The sequence below is a fragment of the Pseudoxanthomonas jiangsuensis genome, assembly GCF_010093185.1.
In the GTDB taxonomy this organism is placed as follows: Bacteria; Pseudomonadota; Gammaproteobacteria; order Xanthomonadales; family Xanthomonadaceae; genus Pseudoxanthomonas; species Pseudoxanthomonas jiangsuensis.
Window position 1 is genome coordinate 123,722 of the sequence record NZ_PDWL01000002.1, and the last position, 14,338, is coordinate 138,059.

The 14,338-nt window shown below is 71.5% G+C and carries 9 protein-coding genes; 4 read left to right on the forward strand and 5 right to left on the reverse strand.

Going from position 1 to position 14,338, the window contains the following annotated elements; all coding sequences use genetic code 11:
* Positions 1-12: 12 nt before the first annotated feature.
* Entirely contained in the window at positions 13-3,036 is a 3,024-nt protein-coding gene (locus CSC62_RS01990; protein WP_162404492.1) for a TonB-dependent receptor, read from the forward strand.
* 42 nt (positions 3,037-3,078) lie between these two features.
* On the opposite strand, the gene CSC62_RS01995 is transcribed toward CSC62_RS01990, so the two are convergent.
* Positions 3,079-4,191 carry an anhydro-N-acetylmuramic acid kinase gene (locus tag CSC62_RS01995; RefSeq protein WP_162404493.1) on the reverse strand — a complete coding sequence of 371 codons (1,113 nt, stop codon included), beginning with the start codon at positions 4,189-4,191 and terminating at the stop codon, positions 3,079-3,081.
* 41 nt (positions 4,192-4,232) lie between these two features.
* Positions 4,233-5,645, reverse strand: coding sequence for a M23 family metallopeptidase (locus CSC62_RS02000; RefSeq protein ID WP_162404494.1), 1,413 nt, complete (start codon positions 5,643-5,645; stop codon positions 4,233-4,235).
* Positions 5,646-5,817: 172 nt separating this feature from the next.
* On the opposite strand from CSC62_RS02000, the gene tyrS reads away from it, so the two are divergent.
* Complete coding sequence (tyrS, locus tag CSC62_RS02005; RefSeq protein WP_162404495.1) at positions 5,818-7,029, forward strand: tyrosine--tRNA ligase; 1,212 nt, start codon at positions 5,818-5,820, stop codon at positions 7,027-7,029.
* A gap of 121 nt (positions 7,030-7,150) precedes the next feature.
* On the opposite strand, the gene CSC62_RS02010 is transcribed toward tyrS, so the two are convergent.
* From CSC62_RS02010 to CSC62_RS02020, 3 genes are all read right to left on the reverse strand, one after another.
* Positions 7,151-8,302, reverse strand: a complete 1,152-nt coding sequence (locus CSC62_RS02010; protein WP_162404496.1) for a GGDEF domain-containing protein — start codon at positions 8,300-8,302, stop codon at positions 7,151-7,153.
* 216 nt (positions 8,303-8,518) lie between these two features.
* Complete coding sequence (gene putA, locus CSC62_RS02015; RefSeq protein WP_162404497.1) at positions 8,519-11,746, reverse strand: bifunctional proline dehydrogenase/L-glutamate gamma-semialdehyde dehydrogenase PutA; 3,228 nt, start codon at positions 11,744-11,746, stop codon at positions 8,519-8,521.
* A gap of 183 nt (positions 11,747-11,929) precedes the next feature.
* Complete coding sequence (locus CSC62_RS02020; protein WP_246194113.1) at positions 11,930-12,643, reverse strand: AraC family transcriptional regulator; 714 nt, start codon at positions 12,641-12,643, stop codon at positions 11,930-11,932.
* A gap of 191 nt (positions 12,644-12,834) precedes the next feature.
* Here CSC62_RS02020 and CSC62_RS02025 point away from each other — a divergent pair, with 191 nt between their 5' ends.
* Entirely contained in the window at positions 12,835-13,308 is a 474-nt protein-coding gene (locus tag CSC62_RS02025; protein ID WP_162404499.1) for a DUF2244 domain-containing protein, read from the forward strand.
* A 19-nt stretch (positions 13,309-13,327) separates the two neighbouring features.
* On the forward strand, positions 13,328-14,275 hold the full coding sequence (gene coxB / locus CSC62_RS02030; protein ID WP_162404500.1) for a cytochrome c oxidase subunit II: 948 nt from the start codon (positions 13,328-13,330) through the stop codon (positions 14,273-14,275).
* Positions 14,276-14,338 lie beyond the last annotated feature (63 nt).

Here is a 14,338-nt window from a genome sequence, read left to right on the forward strand (position 1 = left end):
GGGGAAGAATCCATGCGCCATCCATTGCGTGTCCTGCTGTTGAGCCTGGCCTGTAGCACCGCGCTGGCGGCGCAGGCGCAAACCGCGCCCGCGCGCATCGACGTGCCCGCCGGCGACCTGGCCACTGCGCTCAACACCCTGGCCCGGCAGTCCGGCACCCAGCTGGTCTACCGCGCCGACGAGCTGAAGGGCCGGCGTACCGGCGGGGTCCAGGGCGCGGCCTCGGCCGAGCAGGCGCTGGAACAACTGCTGCGCGGCAGCGGCTTCACCACCCGCCGCGACCCGGCCACCGGCGCGGTGCTGGTGGTGCGACAGGCCGGGGCCACACCGCCGGCGCCCGCGCCGCGCGCGGTCCCGGCCGCGTCCGGCGGCAGCGCCGCGGCCGAACCGGTCACCGAGATCGACGCGGTCCAGGTCACCGGCTCGCGCATCCCGCGCGCGCAGGTCGAGGGCCCGGCGCCGATCACTGTGATCACCGCCGAGCAGATCCAGGCCCAGGGCTTCACCTCGGTGCCCGACGTGCTGCGGGCGATGACCCAGAACGGCGGCGAGACCCAGAGCCAGCAGTCGGCCAGCGGCGCGGACTTCTCCCCCGGCGCGCAGCAGGTGGACCTGCGCGGCCTCGGCCCCAACCACACCCTGGTATTGGTCAACGGCCGCCGCATCGCCGACTTCCCGATGCCGTTCAAGGGCCGCAGCAATTTCACCGACGTGTCCAGCATCCCGATCGGGATGATCGAGCGGATCGAGGTGCTGACCGGCAGCGCTTCCGCGATCTACGGCTCGGACGCGATCTCCGGCGTGGTCAACTTCATCCTCAAGAAGCGCGCCGATGGGGTGACCGTCGACGTGCGCATGGGCACCACCACCGAGGGCGGCGGCGAATCCTTCGACGCCAGCCTGGTCAGCGGCTTCGAGCGCGGCCGCTTCAGCGGCGTGTACAGCCTGGACCTGCAGTCGCAGACGCCGCTGTGGGCGTACGAGCGCGATATCCAGGACTCGACCCGGGACGGCCCCACCGAGGGCTCGCGGATCGCCCGGCGTGCTTACCTGCGCACCGACTGGTGGGACGACTACATCGACCCGGGCGAGGACACCTGCGCCGGGCTGTCCGGGCAGAACGGCGGCAGCACCTACCATGCCTACCGCCCGCGCTACGGCTACTACTGCGGCAGCGACACCTCGATCGGCTACGGCACCATCCTCAGCGAGCGCCGCGGCGCCAATGCCTACGCCTCGCTGAGCTACCTGTTCGACAACGGCAGCGAGTGGTTCGCCGACCTCCAGGCCGGCTACCACACCGTGGAGCTGTTCCGCGACGTGACCGCGTGGAGCTACATGGCGCCCGACGGCAACGAGGAGGGCTATTTCTTCAACCAGGCCACCGACCAGGTCGAGTACTGGCAGCGGCAGTTCTCGCCGGAGGAGATCGGCGGGCTGAACCGCAACATGATCGAGACCACCCAGAAGACCCTGGGCCTGACCACCGGCTTCAAGGGCAGCTTCGCCGCCGACTGGGACTACGAGGCCTCGCTGAGCTGGTCGCAGTACAAGGCCGAAATCAGCTGGCCGCAGATCGTGGCCGCGCGCGCCAACGCGCTGTTCCTGGGCGAGCAGCTGGGCGAGGACGACGATGGTTTCCCGATCTTCGACGCCGACCCGGCGCGGCTGTACACGCCGCTGACCCGGGCCGAGTACGACGGCATCGCCGCGCGCTCGGTCTACCACCCGCAGTCGGAGACCGGAACGCTGGCGCTGACCGTGGCCCAGTCCGAACTGTTCGCCCTGCCCGGCGGCGCGGCCGGCTTCGCCGCCACGGTCGAACTCGGCCACCAGTCCTACGAACTCAATCCCGACCCGCTCGCCACCCAGTACCACTACTACAGCTGGAAGGACTCCGACGGCCACGGCAGCCGCAACCGCTGGGCCGCGGCCGGCGAGCTGCGCATGCCGCTGCACGACACCCTGAACCTGAGCGTGGCAGGTCGCTACGACCAGTATCGATATTCGGGCAACAGCATCGGCAAGGCGACCTGGAGCGCGGGCCTGGAGTGGCGGCCGGTCGACAGCCTGCTGGTGCGCGGCTCCTACGGCACCGCGTTCCGCGCCCCGGACCTGCACTACGTCTACGCCGGCATCGGCAACGACGAGACCTCGGGCAACGACTACTACTACTGCCTGCTGGACGAGGCCGACGACTGCTCCGACTACGAGGAAGGCCTGATCCGCACCCGCGCCGGCAACCGCGACCTGGAGCCGGAGACCAGCACCTCGTGGACCGCCGGCTTCGTCTGGTCGCCGCTGGAAGGGCTGGACCTGTCGGCCGACTGGTTCGACATCGACATGCGCGACCAGGTCCAGGACATGAGCGTGGACGCGATCCTGCGCGACGAGGCGGCCTGCCGCCTGGGCGAGCTGGACATCGCCTCGCCGACCTGCGTCGATGCCCTGGCGCGGGTGACCCGCAGCTCCAACGACACCCTGTACGGGATCTACGTCAACCCGGTGAACGTGGCCCGCGAGACCACCCGCGGCATCGACGCCACCGCGCGCTACCGCTTCGACACCGGGATCGGCCGTTTCACCGCCTCGCTCAACCACACCTGGGTGGAGTCGCACGACTTCCAGCAGTTCGATGGCGACCCGGTGGAGGACCAGTTCGCGATCAACAGCGGCTTCGACATCCCGCGGACCAAGACCGGGATCAGCCTGGGCTGGGAGAAGTCGGCGTGGTCGGCCACGGTCTACGGCCAGCGCCTGGGCCGGCTGCCGAACGGCTGGTCGTACGACCAGGTGTGGGAGGAGGGCGATCCGGGTCCGTGGATCGCGGCGACCTGGCGCTACAACGCCTCGGTGCAGTACCGCTTCGACGACCATTCGCGGCTGTCGCTGGCGGTGGTCAACCTGACCAACGAGAAGCCGCCGTACGACCCGACCTACACCGCCTACCCGTACTACGACGTGTCCTGGTTCGACTCGGTCGGGCGCCAGGTCAACCTGCAGTACACCCACAAGTTCGGCGGCAGCGCGCTGTAGTCCCCACGTCGTCCCGGCGAACGCCGGGACGACGGCTGCGGGTCAGGCGGGATGCACCACGCCTAGCACCCGCGGCCCGCGTGCGCCGGTGACCGCCGGCAGGTTGCCGGGCCGGCCGGCCAGGGTCTCGCGCGCCAGCCAGGCGAAGGCCATGGCCTCGACGTAGTCCGGATCCAGGCCATGGACCGCGGTGGACTCCACCGCCACGCCCGGCAGGCGCGCGGCGATGCGTTCGATCAGCCGCGGGTTTCGTACGCCGCCGCCGCACGCGATCACCCGCGCGGTACCGGGCTGGTGCGCGCGCAGGGCGTCGGCGCAGGTGGCCGCGCTCAGTTCCAGCAGGGTGGCCTGGACGTCGGCGGGCGACTCGCCACCGTGCAGCTGCGCCTGCACCCACTCCAGGCGGAACTGCTCGCGGCCCGTGCTCTTCGGCGGCGGCAGCGCGAACCAGGCCTCGTCGAGCAGGCGCGCGAGCAAGGCCTCGTCGACCCGCCCCGAGGCGGCGAACGCGCCATCGGCATCGAACGCCTGCCCGGTATGGCGCAGGCACCAGGCATCGAGCAAGGCGTTTGCCGGGCCGGTGTCGAAGCCGCGCACCGCGCCCTGCCGCGGCAGCAGGGTGTAGTTGCCGATCCCGCCGAGGTTGAGCACGGCCCGGTCTTCGTCGTCCGAATGCAGCAGGGCGGCGTGGAAGGCGGGCACCAACGGCGCGCCATGCCCGCCGGCGGCCACGTCGCGGCGGCGGAAATCGCAGACGGTGGCGATGCCGGTGCGCTCGGCGATCACGCTGCCGTCGCCGACCTGCAGGGTGAACGGCGCATCGCCGTGCGGGCGGTGGCGCAGGGTCTGGCCGTGCGAGCCGATCGCAGTCACCGCGGACGGCGCGATCCCGGCGTCCTCCAGCAAGGCCAGCGCCGCGTCGGCGAAGGCCTGGGCGACCTGCACGTCCAGCCGGCCCAGTTCGTCCAGCGAGCGCAGCTCGCCGCCCTGGCCGAGCGCGACCAGGCGCTCGCGCAAGACCGGCGCCCAGGGCTGCACCCGCGCCGCGCGCAGCTGCAGGCCGGCGGCGTTGTCGGGATCGGGGAATTCCACCAGCGCGGCATCGATGCCGTCGGCGCTGGTGCCGGAGATCAGGCCAATGAAGAGCTGCGACATGCCGGCATTGTAGGCGCCGGCCCTGCCGCTTACGCGCCTCCTCAGCCGCGCTTGGCCTTGCCCTTCGCCGGCTCGGCCGAGGCGTACATCAGCCGCTCCATCGACTCGATCCGGGCCAGGGCCGGGGCGGCCTGGGCGCGGAAGGCGGCCAGTTCGGCGCCGGCCAGCGGGGCCGGCGGCGGCATGGTCACCGACAGCGGGTTGCGGTGCACGCCGTTGACCCGGAATTCGTAGTGCAGGTGCGGGCCGGTGGCCAGGCCGGTGGAGCCGACGTAGCCGATCACCGAGCCCTGCGCCACCTGCTGGCCGCGCTTGATCTTGCCGAAGCGCGACATGTGCGCGTACAGGGTGGTGTGGCCGCGGCCGTGGTCGAGGATCACCACGTTGCCGTAGCCGCGCTGCTGTCCGACGAACTGCACCTTGGCGTCGCCGGCGGCCATGATCGGGGTGCCGGTGCCGGCGGCGTAGTCCACGCCCTTGTGCATGCGCATCTTGCCCAGCACCGGGTGCCGGCGCGCGCCGAAGGTGGACGACAGCCGCGCGTAGGGGATCGGCATGCGGATGAAGCTCTTCTTCAGCGGCCGCCCGTCCTGGGTGAAGTACTCGGTCTTGCCGTCGCGCTCGAAGCGGAAGCCGGTGTAGGTCTTGCCGCCGGTGGTGAAGGTCGCCGCCAGGATCCGGCCACCGCCGATCCGCTCGCCCTCGCGCCAGGTCTCCTCGACCACGGCGCTGAAGCGGTCGCCCGGCTGCACGTCCTTGAAGTCGATGTCGTACTTGAAGATGTCGTCGGTCATCACCGCGATCGAGGCCGGGCTCAGGCCGGCGCGACGCCCGGCGGCGTACAGCGAGGAGTCGATCTCGGCGCTGGTCACCGCCACCCGGGTGGTGGTGGCGCGCTCGAGCACCTTCTCGTGGATCTTGCCGCCGACCAGGCTCAGTTCGACCCGCTGGCTCGGGGTGCGGTCGAAGCGGAAGCCCTGCAGGGCGCCGTCCTCGCCCAGGGCGAAGGCCAGCTCGGCGCCGGGGCGCAGCCGGGTCAGCGCCTCGCGGTTGCCGGGCTGCTCCAGGATCTGGTGCATGGTCTGGCTGGACACGCCCATGGACTCGAACACCCCGCCCAGGGTCTGCCCGGATTCGACCTGGACCACGTCCCACTGGTGGCCCTGGCCGGCGGCCGGGGCGCGCACGGTCAGCGGCGGCAGGCTCAGCGGCAGGGTGGCGTGCAGCTGCGAGGCCGGCTGCAGCTGCGAGGAGAAACCGGGGACGATGGTGGCCAGCAGCGCGCCCAGGGTCGCGAACAGGCTGGCGTGGACCCAGTGCCGGCGGGTCCAGCGGGTGTTGAACGCCGCCGGGAAGCGCTGCCGGAGGGTGCGGTGGAGGAGGGTGTCGTGGAGGATGCCGAGGCGGTCGTGGAACTGCTGCTTGCGGACGGGGCCGTGTTCGGACAGGGGCATGGAGCGGCTTCCTTCACGTAGGCCCCGGAATGCGGCCCAGCGCGGGTAACATAGACACCTGAAATCTGTGCGTCAAACCATTGAAGAAGCTGAATTTTTGGCTGGCTTTCCGGTTAACCCGCACGTAACATTTGGTTCAAGTTTGTCGTTGCCAGAACCGTGGGAGCCGTCCGTGTCGTCCGTCGAACAATCCCTTGCCCTGATCGGCCGCGGCGCCGACGAGATCCTCAAGCGCGACGAGCTGGAGGCGCGGCTCAAGCTGGGCCGGCCGCTGCGGGTCAAGGCCGGCTTCGACCCGACCGCGCCGGACCTGCACCTGGGGCATACGGTGCTGCTGAACAAGATGCGCCAGTTCCAGGAGCTGGGACACCAGGTGATCTTCCTGATCGGCGACTTCACCGGGATGATCGGCGACCCCTCGGGCAAGAACGTCACCCGCAAGCCGCTCTCGCGCGAGGACGTGCTGGCCAACGCCGAGACCTACGCCGAGCAGGTGTTCAAGGTCCTCGACCGCGAGCGCACCGAGGTGCGGTTCAACAGCGAATGGTTCGGCAAGATGTCGGCCGCCGACATGATCCGCCTGGCCGGCCAGCACACGGTGGCGCGCATGCTCGAGCGCGACGACTTCGCCAAGCGCTACGCGGCCCAGCAGTCGATCGCGATCCACGAGTTCCTCTACCCGCTGGTCCAGGGCTACGACTCGGTGGCCCTGCAGGCGGACGTGGAGCTGGGAGGCACCGACCAGAAGTTCAACCTGCTGATGGGCCGCGGCCTGCAGGAGCACCACGGCCAGGCGCCGCAGATCGTGCTGACCATGCCCTTGCTGGAAGGCCTGGACGGGGTCAACAAGATGAGCAAGTCGCTGGGCAACTACATCGGCATCGCCGAGCCGGCGATCGACATCGTGACCAAGACGATGAAGATCGGCGACGAGCTGACCTGGCGCTGGATCGACCTGCTCAGCTTCGAGATCCCGGTGGCAGAGGCCGAGCGGCTGAAGGCCGAAGTGGCTTCCGGCGCGCTCAACCCGCGCGAGGTCAAGCTGCGCCTGGCGCGCGAGCTGGCCACCCGTTTCCACGACGCGGTCGCGGCCGAGCAGGCGATCGCCGGCTGGCACGCGGTGGTGACCGGGCAGGGCGACACCTCCTCGCTGCCGTTGCAGGACGTGGCGGTGCCGGCCGAGGGCATCCGCATCGCCGCGCTGCTGACCGCCGCCGGCATCACCCCGTCCAACTCCGAGGCCAACCGCAAGCTCAAGGAGCGGGCGGTGAAGGTGGCCGGCGAGGTGGTCGAGGATCCGGGCGCCACCTTCGCCCCCGGCTTCGAGGGCGTGCTGCAGGTGGGCAAGCGCAACTTCGCGCGGGTGCGGCTGGTCGCCCTGTAGGAGCCGGGAGACCGGACATTCGTCCGTGGAGAAGCGCCGGCGACCGCCATGGCGGATACGTCTGCGAGCACCCGGATGCCAACGACCCGTCCGCCGCCACGGTCGCCGGCAAGTCCGGCTCCTACAGCGTATTGGCCACCACACAATCACGGCCGCCGCGCTTGGCCGCGTACAGCGCCTCGTCGGCGCCGCGCATCAGCATCGACAGCGGCATCGGGCGCGCCGACAGGCAGACCCCGGCGCTGACGGTGACCCGTACCGCCGGCGCCGGCGGGTCCAGCCGCATCTCCGCCACCGCCTTGCGGATGCGCTCGGCCAGCAGCGGCGCGCCGGCCGCGTCCGGCCCGGTGACCACCACCAGGAATTCCTCGCCGCCCACGCGCGCGAACACGTCGTCCTCGCGCACGCAGTCGCGGACCGTGTCGCTGAGCTCCTGCAGCACCAGGTCGCCGATCTCGTGGCCGTGGCGGTCGTTGACCCGCTTGAAGTAGTCCAGGTCCAGCGCGATCACCGCCAGCTGCGCATCGCGGGTCAGCCGCTCCAGCTCCGGGTCCAGGCGCGCGAACAGGCCGCGGCGGTTGAGGGTGCCGGTCAGCGGGTCGAGCATCGCCGTCTGCCGCAGCGCCTCGGCGGCGCGGAAGCTGGTCAGCATCAGCATGCAGAAGTTGAACAGGTACCAGGTCGACAGGTCGACGTTCACCCAGGCCTGGTTGGAGGTGTACTGCCCGGTGAAGGCGTCCAGCAGGTCGCGGCCGTAGAGGAAGGCCAGCACCACCGCGCCGAGCATCATCAGCCGCGCCGGCACCCGCGCCGGCGGCGCGTCCAGGCGCCACAGCTGGACCAGCACGGTCGCCAGCATCGCCAGTTCGGCCGCGCTCATCGCCGCGCCCTGGCCATCGATGGCGTCGCCGGCCAGCCAGGCCAGCGGCGAGAGCAGGACCACGCCGGCCAGCGCCAGGCGTTCGCCGCCGCGCAGGGCGCGCTGCCCGGCGAACATCACCATCGCCCCGGCGATCACCGCCAGGCCGCCGCAGGCCAGGATCCCGCCGATCGCCGCGACCACCGGCGAGGCGCCGTGCGCGCCGGCGCGCTCCAGCTCCAGCGCGGTGCCGTCGAGCATCGCCGCGCCCAGCGAGTAGAGGAAGTGGCCCACGCCCCAGGACGCGATCCCGGGCACGCCGCGCGACACCCGCGAGACGTACCAGAACAGGCCGAGCAGGATCAGGGCCAGGGCGCAGTCGGTCAGCAGCAGGTTGTAGAAATCGGTGGTCATGCGCCTCGGTTCCGCCGCCAGCCCACGACCGCGCCAGCCTCCGCGGCGTCCGCTCCCCGTGATCGCCGCAAGCCTCGCCCAGCACGGGCGCGCAGGCAAGCGTCCATCCGCGTCCGGGACCGTACTGTGCCCGGCACCCGTAAGAAGGCGTGAGAAACGGAAAGGGACGCCGAGGCGTCCCTTGCGTCCACGACCGCAGGCGCCGGGGAACCCCGGTCAGTCGCCCAGGGTCAGCAGCGAGGCGTTGCCGCCGGCGGCGGTGGTGTTGACCGTCACCGTCTTCTCGGTGGCGAAGCGGGCCAGGTAGTGCGGGCCGCCGGCCTTGGGGCCGGTGCCGGACAGGCCCTGGCCGCCGAACGGCTGCACGCCCACCACCGCGCCGATCTGGTTGCGGTTGACGTAGATGTTGCCGACCTTGACCCGCGAGACGATCCGGTCGACGGTCTCGTCGATCCGCGAATGGATGCCGAGGGTCAGGCCGTAGCCGGTGGCGTTGACCTGCTCGATCACCGCGTCGAGCTGGTCGGCCTTCCAGCGGATCACGTGCAGGACCGGGCCGAACACTTCCCTGTGCAGCTGCGACAGCGACTGCAGCTCGCAGGCGCGCGGGGCGAAGAAGGTGCCCAGGGCCAGGTCCGAGTCGATCGGCACGGTGGCGATGTGGGTGGCCTCGCGGTCCATGCGCTGGGCGTGGGCCTTGAGCGTCTCCAGGGCGTCGGCGTCGATCACCGGGCCGACGTCGGTGGCCAGCAGGCCCGGGTCGCCGACCTTCAGCTCGGCCATCGCCCCGGCGAGCATGTCCACCACCTTGTCGGCGATGTCGGCCTGCACGAACAGCACCCGCGCGGCCGAGCAGCGCTGGCCGGCGGAGGTGAAGGCCGAACCGATCGCGTCCTTGACCAGCTGCTCGGGCAGCGCCGAGGAGTCGGCGATCAGCGCGTTCTGGCCGCCGGTCTCGGCGATCAGCACAGCGATGCCGGCGTCCTCGCGCGCGGCCAGGGCACGGTTGATCGCGCGCGCGGTTTCGGTCGAGCCGGTGAAGGCCACGCCGGCCACGCGCGCGTCGCCGGTCAGGGCCGCGCCGACCGTGGCGCCGTCGCCGGGCAGGTACTGCAGGACCGCCTCGGGCACGCCGGCCTCGTGCAGCAGCTTCACCGCCGCGTGGCCGACCAGGCTGGTCTGCTCGGCCGGCTTGGCCAGCACGCTGTTGCCGGCGGCCAGGGCCGCGGCGACCTGGCCGAGGAAGATCGCCAGCGGGAAGTTCCACGGGCTGATGCACACGAACGCGCCGCGGCCCTGCAGGCGCAGTTCGTTGGACTCACCGGTCGGCCCGGGCAGGCGCTCGGGCGTGCCGAACTGGGCGCGCGCCTGGGCGGCGTAGTAGCGCAGGAAGTCGACCGCCTCGCGGACCTCGGCGACCGCATCGGGCAGGGTCTTGCCGGCCTCGCGCACGCACAGGGCCATGAACTGCGGCATGCGCTGCTCGAGCAGGTCGGCGGCGTGCTCCAGGATCGCGGCGCGGCTGGCGGCCGGGGTGCGGTCCCAACCCGGCTGCGCGGCCACGGCATTGGCCAGCGCCTTGTCGACGGTGGCCGCGTCGGCCGGCTGCCACTGGCCGATCGCCTGGCGGCGGTCGGCCGGACTGCGCACGGTCACCGGTTCGCCGGCGGCGGGCGCGGCGCCCGGCACCAGCGGCGCGGCGCGCCAGGGGCCGGCGTGCTCGTTCAGGCGTGCGGCCAGGGCCTGCAGTGCGTTGTCGTCGGCGAGGTTGGCGCCCATGGAGTTGTTCCTGTCGAAGCCTTGCTGGATGAAGAGGTCGCGCGGCGGCGGGATGCGCGGATGAGGAATGGAATCGAAGCCGGAGACCGCGGCCACCGGGTCCTGGACCAGCTCGGCCACCGGCACCTCCTCGTCGGTGATGCGGTTGACGAAGCTGGAGTTGGCGCCGTTCTCGAGCAGGCGCCGGACCAGGTACGGCAAAAGGTCCTCGTGGCTGCCCACCGGGGCGTACACCCGGCAGGGCACGCCGAGGCGGTCGGCCGGCACCACCTCGGCGTAGAGGTCGTCGCCCATGCCGTGCAGCTTCTGGTGCTCGTAGGCGCGGCCGTTGGCGATCGCGCGGATCGCGGCGATGGTCTGCGCGTTGTGGGTGGCGAACATCGGGTAGATCGCATCGCTGTGGCCGAACATGCGCCTGGCCGTGGCCAGGTAGGACACGTCGGTATTCTGCTTGCGGGTGAACACCGGGTAGCCCGGCAGGCCCTCGACCTGGGCGCGCTTGATCTCCGCGTCCCAGTACGCGCCCTTGACCAGGCGCACCGGGATCCGGCGGCCGACCCGGCGGGCCAGGTCGGCGAGGAAGTCGATCACGTACGGCGCGCGCTTCTGGTAGGCCTGCACCGCCAGGCCGTAGCCCTCCCAGCCGTCCAGCGAGGGATCGGCGAAGGTGGCCTCGATGATGTCCAGCGACAGTTCCAGGCGGTCGCTTTCCTCGGCATCCACGGTGTAGCCGATGCCGTAGGACTTCGCCAGCTGCGCCAGTTCCAGCACCGCCGGCGCCAGCTCGGCCATCACCCGCTCGCGCTTGGCGTGCTCGTAGCGCGGGAACAGCGCCGAGAGCTTGATCGAGATGCTGGGCGCGGCGAAGACGTCGTTCAGAGCGGGATCCGTACCCACGTAGCTGCCGCTGCGCCCGATCGCGTGGATCGCGTCGCGGTAGGCCTGCAGGTAGCGCTGCGCGTCCTTCATCGTCAGCGCGCCCTCGCCGAGCATGTCGAACGAGTAGCGGTAGTCGGCGTTGCCGCCCTTCTTCGAGCGCGCCAGGGCCTCGCCGATGGTCCGGCCCATGACGAACTGGTGGCCCATGATCCGCATCGCCTGGCGCACGGCCAGGCGCACCACCGGTTCGCCGACCCGGCCCACCAGCCTCTTGAACGCGCCGGGCACGTCGTGGCGGGTGAGGTCGTTGAGGTTGACCAGCCGGCCAGTGAGCATCAGCCCCCAGGTCGAGGCGTTGACCAGGACCGACTCGCTCTGGCCCAGGTGCTTCTCCCAGTCGGCGTCGCCGAGCTTGTCGCGGATCAGCTTGTCGGCGGTCTCCTGGTCGGGGATCCGCAGCAGGGCCTCGGCCACGCACATCAGCAGCACGCCTTCCTCGCTGCCGAGGTCGTACTGGCGCATGAAGGCCTCGATCGCGCCCTGGTCCTGGGCGCGGGTGCGCACCCGCCGGACCAGGTCGGCGGCGAGGGCGTCGATCTCGCCCTGGGCCAGGGGTTCCTGGCGCGCCTGCAGCAGCAGTTCGCGCACGTGCTCGGCCTCGTCGCGCAGCCAGGCGGCGGTGATCGCCGCGCGCAGGGGCGAGGGTGCGGCCGGCGGGGCGAGGACCGGGATGGGGGCGGCGTCGCCGGCTTCGGGCCGGGCGTCGGGAAGCGGGGCAGTGGTCATGGGCTGGCCGAAGGAAGGACCGGAATGCCACCACGGCCGCGCGGGAGCGCACGGCCGTGGCGGGCGGTGCCGCGGAGGGGAGTTCCGGGCGGCGCCATCATCGCGTCCGCTCCGGGGCGGCGGCTTGAACGATTCCGGCGGCGTTGCCGCGTGCGCCGGCACAAACGCGGGCGGCGCCGCGGCTCAGGCCGTACGCAGCCGCCGGTACTCGCCCGGGGTCATCCCGACCAGGGCCACGAAGCGGCGGGTGAAGGCGCTCTGGTCGCTGAAGCCGCAGGCCTGGGCGATCCCGGCGATGCTGCCCGGGCCGTGCAGCCGGTGCATCGCCGCCTGGATCCGGATCCGGCTCAGCAGCTGCAGGGGCGCCAGCTGGAACACCTTCTGGAAGGTGCGTTCGAGCTTGGACTCGGAGAAGCCGGTGATCGCCAGCAGGTCCTGGATGCGGATGTTGTCGGCGTAGTGCCGGTTCATGTGCACCAGGGCCTCGCGCAGGGAGGCGTAGTCGGCCTCCAGGCCTTCGCGGCTGGCCAGGTCGCGGGAGATGCCGACCAGCCCGGCCACCTGGCCGTCCACCAGCAGCGGCCGCTTGCAGGTCAGGCACCAGCCCGGCTCCTGGTCCGGGAACAGCTGCAGTTCCAGCAGGTTGTCGATCACCGCCCCGTCCAGCACCTGCTGGTCCTGCAGGCCGTAGGTGACCCCCAGGCCGCCCGGGTACAGCTCGATCGCGCGCCGGCCGATGATCTCCCGGCGCGAGCGCAGCCCCAGCCGGCGCAGCATGGTGGCGTTGACGTGGGTGTAGCGGCCCTCGCGGTCCTTGATGAAGAACAGCACGTCCGGGATCGAGTCGAACAGAGCCTCGACCTCGGCGGCGTCCACGGTCAGGGGGGCTGGCTTCACGTCGGGTCCGGAGGGCGGGGCGGCGCGGGAGGCCATTCTAGGGGGATCATCCGCGGCGGGCGGGATGCGGCGCTGCGGCAAGCCCGGCGCGGTTGCCGGCGCCTTGTCCAGGATCAATGCCGGTTGCCGCTGGATGTGCTGAACGCTTACCATCTGACGGTTTTCCGCAGCTGTGGGCGGCGGTTGGCGACGTGATCGAGGTGATGCCGCGGGGTTCCGGACAGGCAGGCGCGCAGCTCAGGCTGCGCCCGCCGCGGGCCCTGACGGCCTCCCAGTTCAGGGCGCTGTTCGCCGCGCTGGCGGGGGCGATGTGGCTGGTGGCCGGGCTCGGCTGGCTAGCCGGCAACGTCTTCGCGCCGGCCTTCGCCCTGCTGCACAGCGCCGGGCTGGCGCTGGCGCTGCGCCGGTTGTGGTGCAGCGGGGAACATGGCGAGGAGATCGCCATCGGCCCTTCGGCGGTGGAAATCCGGCGGGGGGCCGTGGTCGTTTTCAGCGCCCACCCGTATTGGGTGAGGATGCAGGTGCAGGATGGCGGCGGAAGGATCACGCTGTCGTCCAGCGGCAGGGGGGTGGAGGTGGGCGCGTTCCTGGGCCCGGCCGAACGCTCGCAGCTGGCGCGATGCCTGAAGGAATTCCTGGCGGCCGCAAGCGGCCGCAACCGATGACGCAACTAGGGTCTAGGCAATGATGCAAGCGAAGGGATGGTTCAAGCGGTGGATGGCGGCGGGCGCGCTGGTGGCGGCCCCGGCGCTGGCCTGGGCCCAGTCGGCGGATCCGCACCGCTGGCAGCTGAACATGGGGCGCGGCGTCACCGCCTCTTCGCAGCACGCCTACGACGCGCACATGGTGGCGCTGTGGATCTGCGTGGCGATCGGCATCATCGTGTTCGGCGCGATGGGCTGGGCCATGTTCAGGTTCCGCAAGTCCAAGGGCGCGGTCGCGGCCCAGTTCAGCCACAACACCACCGCCGAGATCATCTGGACGGTGATCCCGGTGGTACTGCTGATCGCCATGGCCTGGCCGGCCACGGCCAAGCTGATCGCCATGTACGACACCCGCGACTCGGCCATGACCGTCAAGGTCACCGGCTACCAGTGGATGTGGAAGTACGAGTACCTGGGCGAGGGCGTGGCCTTCACCAGCCGCCTGGACCGCGAGTCCGACCGCATCCGCCAGAGCGGCGAGCGGCCGGACTTCGAGAAGAACCCGCATTACCTGCTGGACGTGGACAACCGCCTGGTCCTGCCGGTGGACACCAAGATCCGCTTCGTCATCACCGCCGACGACGTCATCCACGCCTGGTGGGTGCCGGCGCTGGGCTGGAAGCAGGACGCGATCCCGGGCCTGATCAACGAGGCCTGGACCGAGATCAAGACCCCCGGCGTGTACCGCGGCCAGTGCGCCGAGCTGTGCGGCAAGGACCACGGCTTCATGCCGATCGTGGTCGAGGCGGTCTCCAAGGAGGACTACGCCCGCTGGCTGGCCTCGAAGAAGCCGGCCGCGGCCGCCGCGCCGGCGCAGGACGCCGCCCCGGCCGATGCCGCCGCCCCCGCGGGCGAGGCCCCGGCTGCCGCGCCCGCAGCGGCGCCGGCCGAGACCGCGCCGCAGGCCCCGGCCGACCAGGCCGGCTGACACGCCGCATACGCAACGGCCGCCCGCGGCCGCCACGCACCCGCATTCCAGAGGTAGCAACGC